The organism is Undibacterium sp. 14-3-2, assembly GCF_016595265.1.
Classification (GTDB): domain Bacteria; phylum Pseudomonadota; class Gammaproteobacteria; order Burkholderiales; family Burkholderiaceae_D; genus Undibacterium; species Undibacterium aquatile.
In genome coordinates, this window is sequence record NZ_JAENGS010000002.1 from 275,593 (window position 1) to 296,391 (window position 20,799).

Annotated in this window: 21 protein-coding genes; 10 read left to right on the top strand and 11 right to left on the bottom strand. The window is 48.8% G+C overall.

The genetic code is table 11. The features are described from left to right. Nucleotides 1–3 precede the first annotated feature (3 nt). Nucleotides 4–546 (bottom strand): ribosome maturation factor RimM, encoded by a 543-nt coding sequence (gene rimM, locus Undi14_RS05775; RefSeq protein ID WP_200178613.1) that lies wholly within the window; start codon nt 544–546, stop codon nt 4–6. 13 nt (nt 547–559) lie between these two features. Then, nucleotides 560–811 carry a 30S ribosomal protein S16 gene (gene rpsP / locus Undi14_RS05780; protein ID WP_110255824.1) on the bottom strand — a complete coding sequence of 84 codons (252 nt, stop codon included), beginning with the start codon at nt 809–811 and terminating at the stop codon, nt 560–562. A 169-nt stretch (nt 812–980) separates the two neighbouring features. On the opposite strand from rpsP, the gene Undi14_RS05785 reads away from it, so the two are divergent. Beyond that, entirely contained in the window at nt 981–1,397 is a 417-nt protein-coding gene (locus Undi14_RS05785) for a hypothetical protein (RefSeq protein WP_200178615.1), read from the top strand. A 66-nt stretch (nt 1,398–1,463) separates the two neighbouring features. Here the strand turns inward: Undi14_RS05785 and Undi14_RS05790 are convergent, their stop codons facing one another. The 7 genes from Undi14_RS05790 to ugpQ form a co-directional block, all read right to left on the bottom strand. Next, nucleotides 1,464–3,254 (bottom strand): acyl-CoA dehydrogenase, encoded by a 1,791-nt coding sequence (locus tag Undi14_RS05790; RefSeq protein ID WP_200178617.1) that lies wholly within the window; start codon nt 3,252–3,254, stop codon nt 1,464–1,466. A gap of 147 nt (nt 3,255–3,401) precedes the next feature. Further along, complete coding sequence (locus Undi14_RS05795; RefSeq protein ID WP_200178618.1) at nt 3,402–4,334, bottom strand: electron transfer flavoprotein subunit alpha/FixB family protein; 933 nt, start codon at nt 4,332–4,334, stop codon at nt 3,402–3,404. Nucleotides 4,335–4,437: 103 nt separating this feature from the next. Further along, on the bottom strand, nt 4,438–5,190 hold the full coding sequence (locus Undi14_RS05800; protein WP_186896787.1) for an electron transfer flavoprotein subunit beta/FixA family protein: 753 nt from the start codon (nt 5,188–5,190) through the stop codon (nt 4,438–4,440). Nucleotides 5,191–5,647: 457 nt separating this feature from the next. Next, nucleotides 5,648–5,875, bottom strand: coding sequence for a sulfurtransferase TusA family protein (locus tag Undi14_RS05805; RefSeq protein WP_186883101.1), 228 nt, complete (start codon nt 5,873–5,875; stop codon nt 5,648–5,650). A gap of 479 nt (nt 5,876–6,354) precedes the next feature. Next, on the bottom strand, nt 6,355–8,970 hold the full coding sequence (gene alaS, locus Undi14_RS05810) for an alanine--tRNA ligase (RefSeq protein WP_200178619.1): 2,616 nt from the start codon (nt 8,968–8,970) through the stop codon (nt 6,355–6,357). 225 nt (nt 8,971–9,195) lie between these two features. Further along, nucleotides 9,196–9,525: a hypothetical protein gene (locus Undi14_RS05815; RefSeq protein WP_186883099.1), complete on the bottom strand. Its 330-nt coding sequence runs from the start codon at nt 9,523–9,525 to the stop codon at nt 9,196–9,198. Between the two features lie 141 nt (nt 9,526–9,666). After that, nucleotides 9,667–10,413 (bottom strand): glycerophosphodiester phosphodiesterase, encoded by a 747-nt coding sequence (ugpQ, locus tag Undi14_RS05820; protein WP_200178620.1) that lies wholly within the window; start codon nt 10,411–10,413, stop codon nt 9,667–9,669. Nucleotides 10,414–10,456: 43 nt separating this feature from the next. Here ugpQ and Undi14_RS05825 point away from each other — a divergent pair, with 43 nt between their 5' ends. Continuing rightward, nucleotides 10,457–11,698: a CaiB/BaiF CoA-transferase family protein gene (locus Undi14_RS05825; RefSeq protein ID WP_200178621.1), complete on the top strand. Its 1,242-nt coding sequence runs from the start codon at nt 10,457–10,459 to the stop codon at nt 11,696–11,698. On the opposite strand, the gene Undi14_RS05830 is transcribed toward Undi14_RS05825, so the two are convergent. Beyond that, the gene (locus Undi14_RS05830) at nt 11,671–11,823 is read right to left on the bottom strand and encodes a hypothetical protein (RefSeq protein ID WP_200178623.1); all 153 of its coding nucleotides are present in this window, start codon (nt 11,821–11,823) and stop codon (nt 11,671–11,673) included. The two genes, Undi14_RS05825 and Undi14_RS05830, sit on opposite strands and share 28 nt — an antisense overlap. Nucleotides 11,824–11,865: 42 nt before the next feature. Between Undi14_RS05830 and Undi14_RS05835 the strand changes: the two genes are divergently transcribed. The 5 genes from Undi14_RS05835 (at nt 11,866) to Undi14_RS05855 (ending at nt 17,470) form a co-directional block, all read left to right on the top strand. Further along, nucleotides 11,866–13,008 (top strand): sensor histidine kinase, encoded by a 1,143-nt coding sequence (locus Undi14_RS05835; RefSeq protein ID WP_200178625.1) that lies wholly within the window; start codon nt 11,866–11,868, stop codon nt 13,006–13,008. Then, nucleotides 13,005–13,808, top strand: coding sequence for a LytTR family DNA-binding domain-containing protein (locus Undi14_RS05840; RefSeq protein ID WP_200178628.1), 804 nt, complete (start codon nt 13,005–13,007; stop codon nt 13,806–13,808). Before Undi14_RS05835 ends, Undi14_RS05840 begins: the two co-directional genes overlap by 4 nt. 43 nt (nt 13,809–13,851) lie before the next feature. Continuing rightward, nucleotides 13,852–14,328, top strand: a complete 477-nt coding sequence (locus tag Undi14_RS05845; protein WP_200178630.1) for a GNAT family N-acetyltransferase — start codon at nt 13,852–13,854, stop codon at nt 14,326–14,328. Between the two features lie 58 nt (nt 14,329–14,386). Then, the gene (locus Undi14_RS05850; protein ID WP_200179226.1) at nt 14,387–15,262 is read left to right on the top strand and encodes a sulfurtransferase; all 876 of its coding nucleotides are present in this window, start codon (nt 14,387–14,389) and stop codon (nt 15,260–15,262) included. 147 nt (nt 15,263–15,409) lie between these two features. Then, nucleotides 15,410–17,470, top strand: coding sequence for a M13 family metallopeptidase (locus Undi14_RS05855; protein WP_200178632.1), 2,061 nt, complete (start codon nt 15,410–15,412; stop codon nt 17,468–17,470). Between the two features lie 92 nt (nt 17,471–17,562). Here Undi14_RS05855 and Undi14_RS05860 read toward each other — a convergent pair whose 3' ends face one another. After that, entirely contained in the window at nt 17,563–18,132 is a 570-nt protein-coding gene (locus Undi14_RS05860) for a flavodoxin family protein (RefSeq protein WP_186883092.1), read from the bottom strand. A gap of 263 nt (nt 18,133–18,395) precedes the next feature. Between Undi14_RS05860 and Undi14_RS05865 the strand changes: the two genes are divergently transcribed. The 3 genes from Undi14_RS05865 (at nt 18,396) to Undi14_RS05875 (ending at nt 20,762) form a co-directional block, all read left to right on the top strand. After that, the gene (locus Undi14_RS05865; protein WP_186897147.1) at nt 18,396–19,313 is read left to right on the top strand and encodes a LysR family transcriptional regulator; all 918 of its coding nucleotides are present in this window, start codon (nt 18,396–18,398) and stop codon (nt 19,311–19,313) included. Between the two features lie 40 nt (nt 19,314–19,353). After that, the gene (gene gluQRS / locus Undi14_RS05870; protein WP_200178634.1) at nt 19,354–20,244 is read left to right on the top strand and encodes a tRNA glutamyl-Q(34) synthetase GluQRS; all 891 of its coding nucleotides are present in this window, start codon (nt 19,354–19,356) and stop codon (nt 20,242–20,244) included. Between the two features lie 62 nt (nt 20,245–20,306). After that, on the top strand, nt 20,307–20,762 hold the full coding sequence (locus Undi14_RS05875; protein ID WP_200178636.1) for a hypothetical protein: 456 nt from the start codon (nt 20,307–20,309) through the stop codon (nt 20,760–20,762). Nucleotides 20,763–20,799: the final 37 nt, after the last annotated feature.

A 20,799-nucleotide genomic window follows, 5' to 3' on the forward strand; every position in this document is an offset into this window, starting at 1 on the left:
GTATTAATAATCTGTACCCCAATCAACCTGAATTTTGCGAGTTGCCTGATCGACCTCTTTGACAAAATTATCAACAAAAGGGATCAACTTTTCATGCTTTTGCAATTCAGATTCCGGTACATCGGCAGCAGCAACCCGTAGGATAGGGTGAGCACCATTATCCATCAGATCACGAACCACGCCGAGACTTTCACCCTGCAAATTCTCGACCGCCAAGCCCATCAAATCCTGCCAGTAAAACTCTCCCTCAGACAAAGCCGGGAAGTGTTTACGTGATATTTTGATGGTCGCACCTTTCAGTGCCTCAGCGGCATTCCTGTCTGGAACGCCCACCAGCCTCGCAACGACATCTTCGCCATGAATTTTTGCTTCAAGGCGATTAACATCGTGTAAATCTGGTTTATCTATCCACCAGGTTTTAGCAGACAACATAGCATCAGCATCTGGCGAATAAGGACGAATCTTTACCCACCCATGAATACCAAATGCTCCCGAGATATAGCCCACCAGGACCAGATCTTCAGGAACATGAACTTCAACTGACATTGAGAGCAAACTATTAAGCTGCTGCTTTGCCAGACTGAGCTACCAGACGAGCAACTGCCGGAGACAATTGTGCGCCAACGCCTTGCCAGTAAGCCAGACGATCAGCAGCAACACGTACTGTTTCTGCATTGCCAGTTGCTACTGGATTGTAAAAACCGATACGCTCGATAAAGCGGCCATCGCGACGATTACGGGAATCAGTTGCAACGATATTGTAAAAAGGACGCTTTTTTGCGCCACCACGAGCTAAACGAATAACGACCATAATATTTCCAAAAAAATTGTTCTAAACGCGGAAAAAGCTGTAGATTATAGCCCGACCAAAACAAAACAAGCAAGGACTATCAAAGATATGTGCCATAAACGTGTTGATTAGGATACCAGTCACAGCGTCAGCTACAATCATTCATCTCATAAAATTTAAGAAAAACCTGATGATAGCGGCACACAAGAACAAAACCTTCACTACGTTACTGGCAGCACTGGCTGGCAGCGTTGGTGCGCACAGATTTTATTTGTATGGCAAAAGCGATTATTGGGGGTGGGCACATCTTGTCAGCTTACCGATTTCAATCCTGATCAGTCATTTGTACTTCGGCTCACAACCGCTACTGACTTACAGCCTGTTTATTTTGTCATTCGTAATTGCTTTACTCGAAGCACTGGTGACAGGACTGACACCCGATGAAAAATGGGATGACAGACATAACCCGAATTCAACGAAAACTAGCGCATCATCCTGGCCACTGGCACTAATACTGGTCTTAACCACAGGCATCGGCGCTATCGCTCTGATAGGTGTCATTGCCCGTGCATTTGATCTGCTATATACAGGTGGGGCCTACGGCTAAGTCAGATCAGCAATAAAAAAAGGACTCAGAAATGAGTCCTTTTTTTGGGTTCTGCGTCAGATGAAATCAGAACTGATCTTCATTCAAGGCGAGCACTCCGGCACTACCATCAACGATAGCAGACCGTAATCCTTGAGCAGCAGACAGGATATGGTCAGCGAAGAATCTGGCAGTAGCGATTTTTGCCTGATAAAAAGCCGCGTCACCGGACGCTGATTGCAGCTTCTGCTGTGCGATCAATGCGGCACGCGCCATCTGCCAGCCACCCAGCACGATACCGGCCAGCTTCAGGTACGGCACACTACCCGCAAATACGCCTTTGATGTCTTGCTTGAAATTGGCAACAACATAAGCAACGACGTCCTCCAGCGCAGCAGAACCAGCCGCCAATTGCTTTTGAATCGCCAACAACTCAGGCTGATTGGTAGCAGCTAATGCAACTTCCGTTTCACGAATACGAGCAATTAACGCTTTCGCTGTCGCACCGCCATCACGCGCCGTTTTACGACCAACCAGATCGTTGGCCTGAATTGCCGTCGTACCTTCGTAAATCGTGAGGATTTTGGCATCACGGTAATGCTGTGCCGCACCGGTCTCTTCAATAAAGCCCATGCCGCCATGCACCTGCACACCTGTTGATGTCACATCCAGCGACATTTCAGTCGACCAGCCCTTGACGATAGGAACCAGATATTCATACACAGCCTGATTGGCTTTGCGAGTCGCTTCATCTGCATGGTGATGCGCAATATCACTCAGCCCAGCGGCCACGTACGCCAACGCACGCGCACCTTCGGTCTGTGCACGCATAGACATCAGCATACGGCGCACATCAGGATGATTAATAATCGCTACTGGACCAGCGGAGCCAGCCAGATCACGCGATTGGACGCGGTCTTTGGCGTACTGCACCGCTTTTTGATACGCACGCTCTGCCAAACCTATACCTTGCATGCCCACACCGAAACGTGCTGCATTCATCATGATGAACATGTATTCCAGACCACGGTTTTCTTCGCCGACCAGCGTACCAATTGCACCGCCATGGTCGCCGAATTGCAACACTGCCGTCGGGCTGGCTTTAATACCCAGCTTATGCTCGATTGAGACACAGTGTGCGTCATTGCGAGCACCCAGACTGCCATCCGCATTGACCAGGAATTTCGGTACGATAAACAGGGAGATACCTTTCACACCTTCCGGTGCATCCGGCGTGCGAGCCAGCACCAGATGAACGATATTTTCGGCCATATCGTGCTCACCATAAGTGATGAAAATTTTGGTGCCAAAAATTTTGTATGTGCCGTCGCCCTGAGGAACAGCACGGCTGCGAACCATCGCCAGATCTGAACCCGCCTGCGGCTCAGTCAGGTTCATGGTGCCAGTCCATTTACCTGAAATCAGATTTTCCAGATAAATTGCTTTTTGCTCGTCACTACCCGCAGTCAGCAGTGCTTCAATCGCGCCGTCAGTCAACAATGGACACAGTGCAAACGAAATGCTGGCCGAGTTCAGCATTTCTATGCATGGAGTAGCGACCAGCTTAGGCAAACCCTGACCGCCAAATTCCTGTGGATGTTGCACGCCCTGCCAACCTGCTTCGCCGAACATCTTGAATGCTTCTTTAAAACCTTTAGTGGTAAAAACCTGTCCGTCCTGCCAGTAACTCGGCGCTTTGTCGCCTTCCCAATTCAGCGGCGCAACGACCTCGCCAGCGAATTTTGCATTCTCTTCCAGTACCGCTTCTACAGTTTCAGATGTGGCATCTTCACAACCGGGTAAAGCATTTACTTCCGACAAGCCCGCAAGTTCGTTCATCGCGAACAGCATATCTTTCACAGGTGCGACATAAGTCATAACATTTCCTAAAGATAGAAAAGAAAAAAGGACAGAATCAGCAATGTGTCACAACAACAAAAACACTGCTGTCAATGGCGCGACAAACCACTCATTCTGTCCAGTCTGGGCCGGTTAACGAATTAACGACCCGCGAATTCATTAAAATCAGCCTAATTCAGCAACCAGTTGTGGCACGATTTCAAACAGATCACCAACGATACCGTAATCAGAGACAGAGAAAATCGGTGCTTCCGGATCTTTGTTGATTGCGACAATCGTCTTGGAATCCTTCATACCCGCCAGATGCTGGATCGCACCAGAGATACCAACGGCGATATACAGTTGCGGCGCAACGATCTTACCGGTCTGACCAACCTGCCAGTCGTTAGGGACGAAGCCCGCATCGACCGCAGCGCGGGACGCACCCATCGCTGCGCCGAGTTTGTCTGCCAATGGTTCCAGCACTTTGAATGCATCCGCAGAACCCATACCGCGACCACCGGAAACGATGATTTTCGCAGCGGTCAGTTCCGGACGATCAGACTTGGCAACTTCACGCGAAACAAAAACTGATTTACCAGAATCAGCAACTGCCGAGATAGTCTCAACAGCCGCTGAACCACCAGTTGCTGCAGCAGCGTCAAAGCCGGTTGTGCGGACAGTAATCACTTTCACAGCATCGGTGGATTGCACGGTTGCGATTGCATTACCTGCATAAATCGGGCGCTCAAATGTGTCAGGAGCATCGACTTTGGTAATTTCAGAAATCTGAGAAACGTCCAGTTTAGCGGCGACGCGTGGCAGGATATTTTTGCCGTAAGCGGTTGCCGGAGCCAGAATATGACTGTAACCAGCAGCAACAGCCAATACCTGCTCAGCGACGTTCTCCGCCAGGCCATCAGCAAAATGTGCTGCGTCAGCGTGCAAAACCTTGCTGACGCCAGCGATTTTCGCTGCTTCTGCAGCTGCAGTACCGGCATTCGAGCCAGCAACCAGTACATGAACATCACCGCCGCATTGAGTCGCGGCAGTAACGGTATTCAAAGTGCTGCCCTTGAGGCCAGCATTGTCGTGTTCAGCGATGACGAGTGTAGTCATGATGTTTTCCACTTAATAAATCACCAGAATGCACTCTGGTGAAAAAATTTGTAAATAAGATGCGATAAAGCAAACTGTCGGTGAATCAGCTATAACCAGCGAATCAACCAATCACTTTTGCTTCGTTTTTCAGTTTGGAAACCAGTGTCGCTACGTCAGGAACAATAATGCCTGCGCTGCGTTTAGCTGGTTCAACCACTTTCAGCGTCTTGACGCGGGACGCAACATCGACACCCAGATCAGCTGGTTTGACGTTATCCAACTGCTTTTTCTTCGCTTTCATAATGTTAGGCAAAGTCACATAACGTGGCTCATTCAGGCGCAAGTCCGTTGTCACGATCGCTGGCAAGGTCAGGGCAACAGTTTCCAGGCCGCCATCCACTTCGCGAGTGACTGTTGCCTTACCGTCTGCAACAGTTACTTTTGATGCGAAAGTTGCCTGTGGCCAGCCCAGCAAAGCTGCCAGCATCTGACCTGTCTGATTACAGTCATCATCAATGGCTTGCTTACCCAGAATGATTAATTGTGGCTGTTCTTTGTCGGCCAGCGCCTTGAGCAGTTTTGCCACTGCCAGTGGCTGCAGCTCAGCATCAGTTTCGACCAGAATACCGCGATCCGCACCGATTGCCATTGCTGTACGCAATGTTTCCTGGCATTGTGCAACGCCGCAGGACACGGCAACAATCTCAGTAACAGCACCAGCTTCTTTCAGGCGCGTTGCTTCTTCGACGGCAATTTCATCGAATGGGTTCATCGACATTTTGACGTTGGCAATATCAACGCCTGTGCCATCAGATTTGACACGTACTTTGACGTTGTAATCGACTACTCGTTTGACTGGTACCAGGACTTTCATAGTTCTGCCTTTTTGTGAGCTAATTGGAAATACAGATGTACTTACTTCTATCGGATTTATTGCTAATTAATGCTAAGTCATGCTGAACAATCAGGTCAACCAAATCGCTGCGCCGACTTTTTGCGCGACACGTACTTTTAAAGCTGATTTAATGCTGATTGACGTATACGTAAAGTAAATCCGTTTGATTATAAATCGAAATGAGAAGATTTCGCACAATTTAGCACGATCGTTCCTTTTTTGTTTGTATTGATACTAGAGCAGAGTATCTAATCAACACCTTTCATGACTTTTTATGCGCGTACACCTCACAATTTTTTTTAATTGGGCAGTCAGGTTGCCTTGTTATCGCTGATGCACTACTTAAAATGAAAATAAGCAGTCACTTTAAAAAATTGAAGAAGTTCAGAATATAAAAAAACCCGCAAAATTTGCGGGTTTTTTTGAAATTTGAGATTTATTTGCGCTTAATAAAATACTCAAATTCGTTACTACTTTCCTGATGCGACAATAACTCATTTCCTGTTTGTTTTGAAAATGCTTTGAAGTCACGAACAGATCCAGGATCAGTTGCAAGCACGTGCAAGACCTCACCGGTAATCATTTCAGCAAGTGCCTTTTTTGTCTTCAAAATAGGCAAAGGACAATTCAGTCCACGAGCGTCAAGTTCTTTATTGAATTGCATGATTTTTCCTGTAGCAGCAAACGATGTAGCTCATTTGCAAAACATTTGACGCACCAATTCTACCGGAATTTTCATTGGCATGGTGCGATGCAGCACACTAACAACATTTACCCTGTTTATTTACTTAAGTTATGCACCAAAATATGGCAAATTGCCTTTTTTAAATTTGTTCTATTTTCAAAAAAACATCTTGGCAAAAACAAGGCGAAGAAGAAAATCAGGTGATATCAACGTTAACTAAAATATTAGAACCCAATAGCTAACTTAATGTTTCATCATAGGTGAAATTCAGATATTTTTTAGAAAATAATCTGGTGTAGCAGCGTCCATATCGTTACTGCTATTTACCGTTATTGATAAACGAAAGTAAGCGTCAGGTTCACGCATTGAAAATAAAAAAACCGGCACACATGCCGGCTTTTTTTATTGACTAAAATTTACTTTTACATCTGTAGCAATAACTGTAGCGATCTCGATGATCAAACCAGCTTGGCGCCGATCCACTCCGCTACACCTGCGAGCGCATTTGGCAAACCTGAAGGATCAGTACCACCGGCTTGCGCCATGTCTGAGCGGCCACCACCTTTGCCGCCAACTTGCTGCGCCACAAAGTTAACCAAATCACCGGCTTTCACTTTAGATGTGCTATCTGCTGTCACACCAGCGATCAGACTGACCTTACCGTCGTTCACGGCGGCCAATACAATCGCGGCAGTTTTCAATTTATCTTTCAGCTTGTCCATAGTCTCACGCAAAGCTGTGACATCGGCACCTTCCAGTGTCGCTGCCAACACTTTGATACCTTTAACATCAACCGCTTTACCGACCAGATCATCGCCCTGACTCGATGCCATTTTGGATTTCAGCGTCGCCAGTTCTTTTTCCAAAGCTTTAACGTGATCTTGTACTTGTCCGATCCGCTGCGTCAATTCTTCTGGCTGTGCTTTCAAGGCTGCAGCCGCTTCATTGATACGGCTGTTCAGACTCTGTACCAGCGCCAGCGCAACTTCACCCGTCACTGCCTCAACACGGCGAATACCGGCCGCCACACCGCTCTCTGCAACGATCTTGAACAAGCCGATATCACCGGTACGGGAAACATGCGTACCACCGCACAACTCGCGGGAAGAACCGATATCCAGCACGCGGACTTCATCGCCATATTTTTCGCCGAACAATGCCATCGCACCATGTTTGACGGCATCGTCGTAACCCATCACTTGCGCCCGGGTAGCAGCATTCGCCAGAATTTCACGATTAACGATAGATTCTACCTGCCGGATTTCATCAGCACTCATAGGGCCGTTGTGACTGAAGTCAAAACGGGTTTTTTCAACGTCAACCAAAGAACCTTTTTGCGCGACATGGCTACCTAACACTTCACGCAATGCCTTGTGCATCAGATGCGTGGCTGAGTGATTGCGCATGGTTTGCGCACGAATTTCCGCATTCACTTCAGCCTTGACGTTTTGTATGATCGTCAGGCTACCTGATTTCAATACACCGTGATGACCGAACACATCAGCCTGAATTTTCTGAGTGTCTGCAACTTCAAATACCGCGCCATCCAAGCCCATCAATACACCTGAGTCACCGCACTGACCGCCGGATTCAGCATAGAAAGGGGTCGTGTCAAGCACAACGATCGCTTGTTGACCTGCCTTGATTTCATTAACGGCACTGCCATCAACATACAACGCAACAACCTTCGCTTCGTGTTGCAACTGATCGTAGCCGACGAACTTGGTCTTATCGCCGCTGTATTCAATGGCAGTCGCCATTTTGAATTTACCGGCAGCGCGCGCAGTCTGTCTTTGTCTTTCCATCGCGGCATTGAAACCAGCCTCATCCAACACGACATTACGCTCACGACAGATATCTGCGGTCAGATCGAGTGGGAAACCATAAGTGTCATACAAGGTGAACGCAGTTTCTCCGTCAAGGTTTTTACCGTCTTTGACGAGTGCTGCTTCCAGAATTTTCATACCGTGTTCCAGCGTCTCGCCGAAACGTTCTTCTTCGGTCTTCAAGACTTGGGCGACACGCTCTGCAACCTCGGCCAACTCGGGATAAGCACCGCCCATTTCCTTGACCAGATCCGCCACCAGCTTGTAGAAGAAAGGCTGGCTTTGGCCCAATTTATGGCCATGACGCAAAGCGCGGCGGGTAATACGGCGCAGCACGTAGCCACGGCCCTCATTACCAGGAATGATGCCATCAACAATCAGGAAACCAGCGCAACGGATATGATCTGCAATCACGCGCAGGGAATTGTTTTCCAGATCGGTACAACCAGTTTCACGCGCAGCAGCCTTGATCAGGTTCTGGAAAGTATCGATTTCATAGTTGGAATGCACATGCTGCAACACTGCAGACAAACGTTCCAGACCCATGCCCGTATCCACGCATGGTTTAGGCAATGGATGTAAAACACCTGCTTCATCCTTGTTAAACTGCATGAACACCAGATTCCAGATTTCAATGAAACGGTCACCGTCTTCATCTGGCGATCCTGGTGGACCACCCCAGATTTCAGAGCCGTGGTCATAGAAAATTTCGGTACAAGGGCCGCAAGGGCCAGTATCCGCCATCTGCCAGAAGTTATCAGAAGCGTAGCGCGCGCCTTTGTTGTCACCAATGCGGATGATGCGCTCTACCGGTACGCCGATCTCGTTTTTCCAGATTTCATAAGCTTCATCATCTTCCTGATAAACAGTGACCGTCAGCTTGTCTTTTGGCAATCCATAAACCGAGGTCAGCAATTCCCAGGCATAGTGAATTGCGTCTTTCTTGAAATAATCGCCGAAAGAGAAATTACCCAGCATTTCAAAGAAAGTATGGTGACGCGCCGTATAGCCAACGTTTTCCAGATCATTGTGCTTACCACCCGCACGAACACTGCGTTGCGCCGTTGTGGCACGCGTATAACTACGCTTGTCTTGCCCCAGAAACACGTCTTTAAATTGCACCATTCCGGAATTAGTGAACAATAAAGTCGGGTCATTGCCGGGAATCAGGCTGGATGAACGCACACGGGTGTGCCCTTTAGATTCGAAAAAACTAAGGAATTTATCGCGGATTTCTGACGAGTTCATAGAGAGATAGGCCAAAGCTGAAAATGAGTTAACTTCTGATTATACGGTATAAATTCTGCCTTATAACAGGAGTCAGCGCTGTGAAATCCGAAGATTCGTCAATAAAATAGCGATCGGTGATTGCCATTGCGCCAGCACACAAAACGACTAAAGCTGTTCGCAGACTTTAAAAGAAAAAACCGTCAACGCTGAATGCACTGACGGTTTTTTCTGATAAGGATGATCTTACTGACTGGTTTCAACTTTTCTGGCGTTATGTTTTTTTGTATAAATACGTTTGCTGGCAACATTTTCCTGATGTTCAAGCTTTGCGCGTTCCTGTTTGGTCACAACACCATCAGCCGCGGCAGCCTCTTTGTTTGCTTCAATCTTCGCTTCGCGTTTTTCCAGATTTGCGCTTTCTTTCGCAGTCAATTCGCCATTGCTGATGCCTTTGGCGATCCGTTCCTGCTGACGAGCCTGACGTTTATCGATATTCGGTGTTGCAGTCTGCGCAAACACTGGCGCAACAAAAGCAGTGGCAAGAATGAATGCCGTCATCTGTATCGTTTTCATGTTGTACCTTTCAATGTAGAAGCATGTTTCCGGGGAGTAAAATCAATGGGGTGTCCCCATAGACTCCACAACGGAGCGCAAACCTTCAGCGATGACAAGTATTTGTATAGTCATGTAACAAGCGGTAAGCAGACATGAATCTCAGAATCCGGCAGGTATCAGATCAATCCTGTCAGTGCAGAATCCATCGACGCCCCAACGTAAAATTTCCGCTGCGCGCTCGGCACTGTTGACGGTATAGCAAAATAATCCGTAGCCAGCATCTTTCACATTTTTTGCCAGAGATGGACTCAGATACTTGTGATTCGTGTGCAGGGACACTGCACCTACTTCCTGCAACTTCGATTTCCAATCCGACGTGATCTCATCCATCAGCAGACCGCGCGGAATAGTGGGGGCGGCACGTTTGGCGGCCATTAGGGCAACAAAAGAAAACGAGGAAAACAAAGGCAGGTGCTTTACATCGCTCACAGCTACATCTGCAAATAGTTCAGAACTCCGGGCGGCAACGATATACCCGGTTTCCTCTTCAAAGCCCGGGGCTGGCTTGATTTCCACGTTCATCCAGATGTCATGCTGACGACAGAAGCGGACGACATCAGAGTACAGTGGCACAGGCTCCCCTTTGTAGCCGGAGTCAAACCACGCACCCGCATCCATTTTTTGTAAATCGGCAGCAAGCGTATTCGCTACATGCCCTCGACCATTGATGGTCCGGCCAAATTCAGGGTCGTGCATGAGCACAGGAACCTTATCCTTTGATAACATGACATCAAATTCCACCGCATTGAAACCGTGCACCGCTCCACACTTCATTGCCGCCATTGTGTTCTCGGGCGCAAGTACACCGCCACCCCGGTGCGCAAGAACTTTGGGATACGGCCACATATTGATCTCCAGAAAAATATTGCAGACAAAAGGATAATCCAGGATGACAGCGACGTCGCTACAAAAAAAAGCACTCGGCCATATACGCATTCTTGATCTGACGCGCGTGCTGGCTGGCCCCTGGTGCGCGCAGAATTTCGCCGACCTGGGAGCCGAAGTCATTAAGGTCGAACGTCCAGGGAATGGCGATGATACGCGTTCCTGGGGACCACCTTATCTGCGCGATCAGAATGGCGACAACACCAGTGAAGCAGCCTACTATCTCGCCGCCAACCGTGGAAAACAGGCCATCACGGTGGATATTTCCACCCCTGAAGGTCAGGAAATTATCAGAAAACTGGCGGCACAATCCGACGTAGTTCTAGAAAACTACAAAGTCGGCCAGTTAAAAAAATATGGGCTTGATTACGCATCCCTGAAAGAAATCAAACCGGATCTGATTTACTGTTCGATTACCGGCTTCGGTCAGGACGGCCCCTACGCTCATCGCGCTGGCTATGATTTTATCGTTCAGGGCATGGGCGGGTTTATGTCACTGACAGGGGAACGTGACGATCTGCCCGGTGGCGGCCCACAAAAAGCCGGCGTTGCGATTGCCGATCTGATGACCGGCATGTACGCCACTATCGCGGTGATGGCAGCACTGACACATCGGGACCGCACTGGTGAAGGTCAGTACATCGATATGGCTTTGCTTGATGTGCAGGTCGCCATGCTGGCAAACATGAATACGAATTATCTGGCCAGCGGCAAACCGCCGGTACGCTGGGGCAATGCCCATCCCAACATCGTTCCCTATCAGACATTCGCTACGTCCGATGGGCATATTATTGTCGCAGCCGGCAATGACGGCCAATACAAAAAATTTGTCGCGGCAGGTGGCGAAGAACAGCTTGCGACCGATGAACGCTTCTGCACGAATCCGGCGCGCGTGGCAAACCGTGAGGTATTGATTCCATTGCTGGCGGACATGGTGAAACGCAAATCCAGACAAGAGTGGATAGCGCTGCTGGAGGGCGCAGGTGTTCCGTGTGGACCGATTAACCGGCTGGACGATGTGTTTAATGATCCTCAGGTAAAGGCGCGCGGTATGCAGATTACCTTGCCGCATCCAAGTGCCGGCAGCGTGAAGTTAGTCGGTAGCCCAATGAAGCTATCGGCCACGCCACCGGATTATCAGTCGCCGCCGCCATTGCTAGGGCAACACACGGATCAGATTTTAAAATCCGTGCTTGGATATGACGATGAACAATTGAGTCAACTCAGGCAGCGCAGCATTATCTGAAGCAGATGATCTGACATGAAGCGATAATCCGTGCGGTATTTCGCGCCGGATAAAGCGGGCTTGACGACAGATTCTGTACTCTCCATCGCAATCAGATGTCCGACGTCGCTTGTGCGCGCTAACATCAACTCCGGACAAAATATTGCATCAGATACTCAGCGCAAAAAATGACAACGCCATCAATTCCTAAGTCAAAGAACAGCAACTCACCTGACCAGAAGCCTTGCGCAGAAACGCAGCTACAGAAATTTCTGCAGGATCTGCCACGGCTAATGCTCATCAACGCTATCTGCACACTGATCGTCACCTATGTGATGCGGACGCACAGCCCCTTGCTTGAAAGCTGGGTTTTTTCCAATTGCATAGGATTCAGTTGCTATGCTCTGGTAAGAATCATCCAGCATTTATTCTGGCGAACACGTAAACCGCAGCCATTCTTTTTTTTCCTGGTCTGCTTGCTCATTACCCCACTGGGATTTGTCGCAGGATCAACGCTTGCTGCCGCTATTTTTTCCTATCCGCTGCTGAGTATTTTTTCAATGCAATGGGCATACTTCAGCAGTTTCATCGGGCTGACCATGGTCATCAGTCTGATTTCGGTCTGGTCGTTCTGGAATAAAGCAAAAATATCAGAACTGGCCGCGGAAGCAGAGGCAGAAAAAGCGAAATCTGCCGCGATTGAGCGACAGGCCTTGCAAGCGCAACTGCAAATGCTGCAGGCTCAAATAGAACCGCATATGCTGTTTAACACGCTGGCTAATCTGCAAGGACTGATCGCACTTGACCCGCCACGCGCGCAACATATGCTGTCGCAGTTGATTGTGTATCTGCGCAATACACTGAGTGCTTCCAGAGCAGAAAAAACCACCTTGCAACAGGAATTTTCTCTGATCGAAGCCTATCTGGAGTTGCTCGCGATACGTATGGGAAAACGTCTGACTTATACCTTATCTCTGCCAGCAGATTTGCGGGAACAAACCATCCCACCCATGCTTTTACAACCGCTGGTAGAAAACGCGATCAAACATGGGCTGGAGCCAAAAATCAACGGTGGAAACATTCATGTTGCAGCAGAAAATGATGCGCATTTTCTATATCTGACCGTTAAGGATACCGGTCTTGGATTATCTGCGCCTCATGCAGCGTCGCCAGAAACACATCACGCCGGGCTGGGGCTTGGCAATATCAATCTCCGTGAACGCCTGCAGGCACTCTTTGGCCCTTCAGCCGCATTCACATTGGAAGCAAATCAGCCGGAAGGCGCGATTGCACGGATTTCTATCCCTTTTATCCCACATACATCATCATGAATATACGCGCCCTGATTGCTGAAGATGAAGTCATACTCTCACTCACCCTGCAAAAAATGCTGGAAAAACTCTGGCCGGAATTAGTATTTTGCAGCGTAGTGGAAAATGGTGTTGAAGCCGTGCGGGAAGCCTTGCATCACGCACCGGACATTTTATTTCTGGATATTAAAATGCCGGGTAAAACCGGATTAGAAGTCGCACAAGAACTGGCGGAAGAGTGGCCGGAAAACCGCGCATTCCCTTTGATCGTCTATGTGACCGCTTACGACGAATTTGCGATTCAGGCATTTGAACATTCGGCGTCAGATTATGTACTCAAGCCAGTCAGTGAAGAACGTCTCAGTAAAACAGTACAGCGTTTGCAGATGCGTCTGACTGACCAGTCGCAAAATGGCACAGAACTCGAACGCGTGCTTGAACAATTGCGCCACATAATGCCAGGGCAAGTACACGCCAGCGGATCTGCTGTGCACAAACCTTTGCATATGATACGTGCCGCTGTTGGTAATCAGATCCGCATGATCCCGGTCGAAGACGTTTTATATTTTGAAGCGACAGACAAATACATTAACGTTGTCACCAAAGAACATTCATCACTGATCCGCAGCAGCTTGCGCGAATTATTGCCGCAAATTGATTCCGATGTGTTCTGGCAGATCCATCGCAGCACCGTGGTTAACAGTAAAAAAATTCTCGCCGCCCACAAAGATGAAAGCGGAAAAATGACGCTGAAACTGAAGGATAGCGATGATAAGCTGACTGTCAGCAGAGTTTATTCACATTTATTCCGGCAAATGTAATCGCCATCGCAATACTTCAACTTTGCCTAATTCCCTAACGCACATGACGAATCAACTCACTCAACTACGCTGGCAATTATCAGCTTTTTCAGAATTCAACCCTGAGCAGTTACACAAGGTGTATCAGGCCAGGTGCGCCGTATTTATCGTTGAACAAAATTGCCCGTATCAGGATATTGATGGCAAAGATCCGCAATCCCATCATCTCGTAGCCTGGGATAACAACAATGAGATTGCTGCCTATTTACGCATAGTTCCACCCGGCGTCAGCTATGCAGAACCATCGCTGGGCCGTGTTCTGAGTACGCAACCATGGCGTGGAAGTGGCGTAGGAAAAGAACTGATTGCGAACGGCATCAAGGCACTGCGCCAGCTTTATCCATTTGCCTCTGTGCGTATCGGTGCGCAAGCCTATCTTGAAAAATTTTATGCCAGCTTCGGCTTTCAGACAGTCTCCGATATCTACCGCGAAGACGAGATTCCGCACCTGATCATGTTGCTGCCAGCAAGCGACCATTGAATTCAACTATAATTTAGATAAATCAATGACTTACTGAAAATGAGTGAATTCTTCTATTATGCCGGTCGCACAGTTATCCCCAGAAACACCTTACGTCAATATCTCCGCTTACAAATTTATCACCTTCAACGACACCGCTGAAAAGCGGCAGGCGTTTATTGATAAATGCCAGGAACTCAATCTCAAGGGCACCATTCTGCTGACGCCGGAAGGCATCAATATGTTCCTCGCAGGTCTGCGTCATGAGATCGACGCCTACATGGACTGGTTGCATAGTGATCCAAGGTTCGCCGATATCGTGGCAAAGGAAAGTTACTCTGATCGTCAGCCGTTCACCAAATTACTGGTCAAGCTGAAAGCAGAAATCATTACCATGCGCATGCCGCTGATCAAGCCCGAAGAAGGCCGCGCGCCCTCAGTCGATGCGCAAACTCTGAAACGCTGGCTGGATCAGGGCCATGACGATAACGGCAAGCCGGTCGTGATGGTCGACACCCGCAATGATTTTGAAGTCGATGTCGGCAGTTTTGATAATACGATCGATTATCGCATCACCAAGTTCACGGAATTCCCGCAAGTCATCGCTGCCAATCGTGACGTGTTGAATGACAAAACCGTTGTGACCTTCTGCACTGGTGGTATTCGTTGCGAGAAAGCGGCAATTCACATGCAAAACGTTGGCTTTGAAAGCGTGTATCAGCTGGAAGGCGGCATTCTCAAGTATTTCGAAGAAGTCGGTGGCGATCATTATCACGGCGATTGCTTTGTGTTTGACTATCGTACCGCGCTCAATCCGCAGTTAGAGGCTACAGATACTAAGCAATGCTTTGCCTGCCGTGCCGTCGTCACTCCGCGTGAACAACTGTCACCATGGTACGTCCCCGGTAAATCCTGCCCTCACTGCAAAAAAGAGTCAGCGCAGACCCAAGTTTGATAATTCCGTTTTTCTTCATAAAAACTCATTTGACGCAAGTCCGTTAAATGAGCTTTTTTCATTCCGAGCCTGAACTTCCGGCGCCACACCATGTCACAATCGCGCTACATTCTTTTTATCTATCCACAATACAAACGAGACTAATCCATGAAACGTTTTTTACTGAGTACTCTCGCCCTTAGCTTGTTGTCTAACGCCGTTTACGCCGCCGAACCAGCCGCTGCACCAACAACTGCTATCACATTTACACTCGGTTCCGGGATCATTCCGCGTAATTTTGAACCGACGACTCGTGGCCAGGATAATTTTTTCAGACATGCGCAAGGTGGCTGGTTAAGAGCCAATGAAATTCCAGCCGACAAATCAGACTGGGGTTCCTTCATGGAAGCCCGTGAAAACGTACAGCGACAATTGCACGCACTGATCAGCGATGTCGCTAAAGACGATAAAAATCCTGCCGGCACAGAAAAACAGAAAATTGCTGATCTTTTCAACAGCTTCATGAACGAAGAAAAGTTGGAAACGCTGGGTGCAGCGGCACTGAAATCTGAACTCGACACCATTGCAGCAGTGAAAAATAAAGAGGGGCTTGCCGTACTTTTTGCTCAGCTTCAGAAAATCGGTGTCACTACCCCGTTCCGAGTGCGTGTTGAACAAGACAGCAAGCAATCCAGTCAATACATCGTCGATATCGCACAATCAGGATTAGGCTTACCGAATCGCGATTATTATCTGAAAACTGACGACAAGAAAATGAGCGATATCCGCGCTGCTTATCTGACGCACGTGGAAAAAATACTGACACTGGCAGGCGATAAAGATGCTGCAGTGAATGCGAAGCAGGTACTGGCGATAGAAACGGAACTCGCCAAAGCACAATGGACGAATGTGGAAAACCGCGATCCGCTCAAGACCTATAACAAAATGACCGTATCAAAACTCGATACGCTTGCGCCGGGCTATCAATGGAAATCCTATTTCCAGACTAACGGTATCGCCGGAAAAGCGGATCAGGTTCTGGTACAGCAACCAAGTTATCTGAGCGGATTCAGCCATGCCCTGAAAAGTTTTCCTTTATCTGCCTGGAAAAGTTATGCCGAATGGCAACTGCTGAGTGCCTACAGCCCCTACTTGTCCAGCGCATTTGCGAATGAAAATTTTGCCTTCCGTGGCACCACGCTGGCTGGTATCAAAGTCAACCGCACACGCGAACAACGCGCCGTTGCATTGACAGATCAGATGCTGGGCGAAGCCGTTGGCAAGCTGTACGTTGAAAAATATTTCGCCCCAGAAACCAAAGTCCGCACGGAAAAGATGGTGAAATATTTTCTGGCAGCATTCAAAGACAGTATAGAGTCTCTGGATTGGATGAGCGCCGAAACAAAAAAACAGGCACAGATAAAACTCTCAAAAATCAGCGTGAAGATTGGCTATCCTGAGAAGTGGAAAGATTACTCCGCGATACAAATCAGTAAAGATGATCTGGCTGGTAATCTGAAACGTATCCGCAGCGCCGATTTCGAGAAAAACGTGAAGCGACTGGGAACCCCGGTTGATCGCAGCGAATGGCATATGACACCACAAACCGTGAATGCCTATTACAGCCCGGAGATGAATGAAATCGTGTTCCCGGCAGCGCGTTTGCAAGCACCGTTGTTTAACGTCGAGGCAGAAGATGCGGTTAACTATGGCGCGCTCGGTATTTCAATTGGTCATGAAATCAGCCATGCCTTTGACGATGCCGGATCACAATACGATGGTGACGGCAACTTGCGTGATTGGTGGACCAAAGAAGACCGTGAAAAATTCAACCGCAAAACCAAGGTTTTGGTTGAACAATACAATGGCTACAGCCCGGTTCCGGGTCATTTCCTGAACGGCGAACTGACGCTGGGTGAAAACATTGCGGATAACGTCGGTATCGTGATGGCCTTAAAAGCTTACCGTCTGTCGCTGGAAGGGAAACCATCTCCAATTCTCGATGGCTGGTCGGGTGAGCAACGCCTGTTCCTCGGCCTTGCACAAGCACGTCGCAGCAAATCCCGCGAACAACGTGCGCTCGCCCTGATCAAGACTGACCCGCATTCTCCCGGTGAATTCCGCGTCAATGGCAGCCTCAGAAATAACACAACATTCTATGACGCATTTAACGTGAAACCGGGTGACGGCATGTACCTGCCGGAAAACAAACGTGTCAGCATCTGGTAACTGAATCTGGCAACTGATCTGGTAACCGAGAAGCAAAAAAAGTCCGCTGTTGCAGCGGACTTTTTCATATACGATCAAACAAAAATGAGCGATTAACTAAATTTTTTCGCCACTTCAGCAATACGCTGACCAAACAATTTTGCCGTTTCCAGATCACCTGGCAATGGACCTTCTTCCGGTGAAGAGTCTGATGGAGATTGCGTCATCAGACCACTGAAACTACCGACATAATTTACATCATTGCGTTGCGCAGCTTTACTGTTCGACGGCATCAGACCAGTACCCACCCAGATCATAGAATGCTGCTGTGAGAACGTGAACAGATATTGCAGCGTGCTTAGTTTGTCGCCATTCATCGTTGCGGAGTTCGTGAAACCCGCCGCAATCTTGTTCTTCCATTGCTGGTGATACCAAGGCTTGGATGACGCATCGGCAAATTTCTTGAATTGCCACGAAACGGTGCCCATGTATGTCGGTGAGCCAAACACTATCGCATCTGCCGCAGCCAGGCTGGCCCATTGTGCTTCGGTGATATTGCCTTCGGCATCAATCAGTATCAATTCTGCTGCCGCGCCATTGGCGGCAACGCCCGCCTGCACCGCTTCAGCTGCTTTGGTGGTGTGTCCGTAACCTGAGTGATAAACAATCGCTACTTTTTTCATGTCATATTCCTTTTGGTTCATTAGGTTCATTAAAAAATCATCCGCATCCATGACAACCGATGAATCTCGTCAACAATCTTTTATTCCGATGTTCAAACCATCGTCAGCACATGGCCGATCAGCATCAAGCAAGCACACACAAAGTCAGCCCGGATAAATCTGTCTTATTCAAAATAATTGATGCCGCACCTGCACTATATACATGCAGGCCAGGCAAGATAAGGGTAAAATTTTCTACACATCATTCAAATTAATTGAATAAAATGAATCTGACGCTGGAAGCCTTGCAAATTCTCGATGCCATCGCTCGCAAAGGCAGCTTTGCCGCAGCTGCAGCGGCGCTGGATAAAGTGCCGTCGGCAATTACTTACAGCATACGCAAACTCGAAGAAGATCTGGATGTCTTGCTGTACGACCGACGGGGACACAGAGCAAAACTGACCAGCGCTGGCGAAGAGTTGTTAACTCAGGGCAGAAACTTATTGCATGCGGCACAGGATCTTGAAAATCGCGTCAAACGCGCAGCGAGCGGCTGGGAAGCAGACTTTCATATTGTGATCGATGGCATCATCCGCTTTGAAGATCTGATCCCCTTAATTAAAGAATTTGAACAACAAGGCTGCGGCACCCGCATCCGTATTTCACAGGAAATTTTATCCGGCGTCTGGGAAAGTCTCATCACCGGGCGCGCCGATCTGGCCATCGGTGCCGCATACGATGGCCCCGATGCGATCCGCATGCAGGGAGAGTTTCAGACCCGTTCACTTGGCAACATTGATTGGGTGTTTGCGGTTGCACCCGAGCACCCTTTAGCCAATGCGACGGAGCCACTCAGCCATGCAGTAATCTTGGAGCACCGCGCCGTTGCGGTTGGCGATACCAGCCTGACACTACCATCAATGACGGCGGGTTTATTGAGTGGACAGGACACACTGACAGTGCCGTCAATACAAGCAAAACTTTCCGCTCAACTGGCAGGCTTGGGCTGCGGGCACTTACCGCGAAGAATTGCTCAACCATATTTGCAGTCGGGCATGCTGATTGAAAAGAAAACCAACGCCAATCGCTTGCTGGGTAACAACCGCATCGTATGGCGCAGTACAAACAAAGGTAAAGCCCTGCAATGGTTTTTACAAAAACTGAATGACCCGATAGTGCAGAAAATGTTGATGGGTAACTGACGTTGCGCTGAGCCATACTACAAAATGAATTAGACCGAACATGTCTGCTACGACTGATTACATCGGGCGTTTTGCGCCCTCCCCGACAGGCCCGCTGCACATGGGCTCACTGGTCGCCGCCATGGCGAGTTACCTCGACGCTAAAGCGCATCAGGGCAGATGGTTGCTGCGTATAGAAGATCTGGATTTCGACAGAAATGTCGCCGGTGCAGATCAGCAGATTCTGCAATCACTGCAACGTTGCGGTATGCAATGGGATGGTGAAGTCACCTGGCAAAGCCAGCGCCAGGATTTGTATGAGGCGGCATTACGACAGTTGGGCGACTATGTTTATCCCTGTGCCTGCTCACGCAAGGAAATCGCAGACTCACGCCTGCGTCTCGGCGATACCGCCAGTCAGATCTATCCGGGCACATGCAGACATGGCATCGCTCCGGAAAAAACGGCGCGCGCATGGCGTCTGCGTGTGCCTGAACCGGAACAAGGCATCATCTGTTTTGAAGATCGTTTATGCGGCTCGCAAAGTCAGAACCTGGCAACGGAAGTCGGCGATTTCGTTTTAAAGCGCGCCGATGGTTTCTGGGCGTATCAGCTCGCCGTTGTCGTTGATGATGCGGCGCAAGGAATCAATCATATTGTGCGCGGTGCCGATCTGATCGACTCCACTGCGCGTCAGATATATTTACAAGGCTTACTTGGTTTACCGACACCCAGTTACCTGCACGTTGCCGTGGTCACCAATGCCAACGGTGAAAAATTATCGAAACAAACCGGCGCACTGGCATTTGATCGCGGCGATAATGACTTATTACATGAAGCGTTACTGCCCGCCGCGCGTTTTCTGGGCTTGCAGCTCAGCCCTGCAAGCAATCTGCATGAATTCTGGCAGCAGGCAACGATGCTTTGGGCAAAAAAGCTGTCTATCACATAGATTCAGCACTGTATTTTGCGCTCCCTTATTCACCCATATCCACCTCTGTTGACTCATCCACCATGCCCACATTAAGCATCCTGCAACGCAGTCTGATCGCCATCGTTCTGTTCATTCTCGCTCTTGTTTTCAGTATTCCATGGGGCTTGTATTATCTTGGTCTGAAAGATATCGACGGTAAGCCAGACTTACCGGCACACATGATCTCCGGTGACATGCAGCAAAAAATCTGGGCCGAGTCCGGCTATGAGGGGCAGCCTGAATCAGTCGCATTAAATCCGGTATCGTATATTTTGTCGGCCGCAGGTCAGGATGCGCCACCGCCGGTGACTTTGTTTGCGTGGCGTGTCGCTTCCTCGTATCAGCGCCAGCATCATGCGCATGAGGGTGTCATGTGGCAGCAGTTATCTGGTGGCGCGCTGACGATATGGTTGAGCAGACACTGGACGATAGAGCAGTTACTCTCCAAGGTGGTCGAGCTCGAAGAAAAAAAACGTCAGACCAGCAAAGCTGACTGACGCTTTTCAGATCGCGCTGATCCTGCTCTGCTGCATT

Coding starts and splice junctions, on each gene's coding strand:
- rimM (WP_200178613.1), bottom strand. CDS start 546: ATGTCAGTTGAAGTTCATGTTCCTGAAGATCTGGTCCTGGTGGGCTAT.
- rpsP (WP_110255824.1), bottom strand. CDS start 811: ATGGTCGTTATTCGTTTAGCTCGTGGTGGCGCAAAAAAGCGTCCTTTT.
- Undi14_RS05785 (WP_200178615.1), top strand. CDS start 981: ATGATAGCGGCACACAAGAACAAAACCTTCACTACGTTACTGGCAGCA.
- Undi14_RS05790 (WP_200178617.1), bottom strand. CDS start 3,254: ATGACTTATGTCGCACCTGTGAAAGATATGCTGTTCGCGATGAACGAA.
- Undi14_RS05795 (WP_200178618.1), bottom strand. CDS start 4,334: ATGACTACACTCGTCATCGCTGAACACGACAATGCTGGCCTCAAGGGC.
- Undi14_RS05800 (WP_186896787.1), bottom strand. CDS start 5,190: ATGAAAGTCCTGGTACCAGTCAAACGAGTAGTCGATTACAACGTCAAA.
- Undi14_RS05805 (WP_186883101.1), bottom strand. CDS start 5,875: ATGCAATTCAATAAAGAACTTGACGCTCGTGGACTGAATTGTCCTTTG.
- alaS (WP_200178619.1), bottom strand. CDS start 8,970: ATGAACTCGTCAGAAATCCGCGATAAATTCCTTAGTTTTTTCGAATCT.
- Undi14_RS05815 (WP_186883099.1), bottom strand. CDS start 9,525: ATGAAAACGATACAGATGACGGCATTCATTCTTGCCACTGCTTTTGTT.
- ugpQ (WP_200178620.1), bottom strand. CDS start 10,413: ATGTGGCCGTATCCCAAAGTTCTTGCGCACCGGGGTGGCGGTGTACTT.
- Undi14_RS05825 (WP_200178621.1), top strand. CDS start 10,457: ATGACAGCGACGTCGCTACAAAAAAAAGCACTCGGCCATATACGCATT.
- Undi14_RS05830 (WP_200178623.1), bottom strand. CDS start 11,823: ATGTTAGCGCGCACAAGCGACGTCGGACATCTGATTGCGATGGAGAGT.
- Undi14_RS05835 (WP_200178625.1), top strand. CDS start 11,866: ATGACAACGCCATCAATTCCTAAGTCAAAGAACAGCAACTCACCTGAC.
- Undi14_RS05840 (WP_200178628.1), top strand. CDS start 13,005: ATGAATATACGCGCCCTGATTGCTGAAGATGAAGTCATACTCTCACTC.
- Undi14_RS05845 (WP_200178630.1), top strand. CDS start 13,852: ATGACGAATCAACTCACTCAACTACGCTGGCAATTATCAGCTTTTTCA.
- Undi14_RS05850 (WP_200179226.1), top strand. CDS start 14,387: ATGCCGGTCGCACAGTTATCCCCAGAAACACCTTACGTCAATATCTCC.
- Undi14_RS05855 (WP_200178632.1), top strand. CDS start 15,410: ATGAAACGTTTTTTACTGAGTACTCTCGCCCTTAGCTTGTTGTCTAAC.
- Undi14_RS05860 (WP_186883092.1), bottom strand. CDS start 18,132: ATGAAAAAAGTAGCGATTGTTTATCACTCAGGTTACGGACACACCACC.
- Undi14_RS05865 (WP_186897147.1), top strand. CDS start 18,396: ATGAATCTGACGCTGGAAGCCTTGCAAATTCTCGATGCCATCGCTCGC.
- gluQRS (WP_200178634.1), top strand. CDS start 19,354: ATGTCTGCTACGACTGATTACATCGGGCGTTTTGCGCCCTCCCCGACA.
- Undi14_RS05875 (WP_200178636.1), top strand. CDS start 20,307: ATGCCCACATTAAGCATCCTGCAACGCAGTCTGATCGCCATCGTTCTG.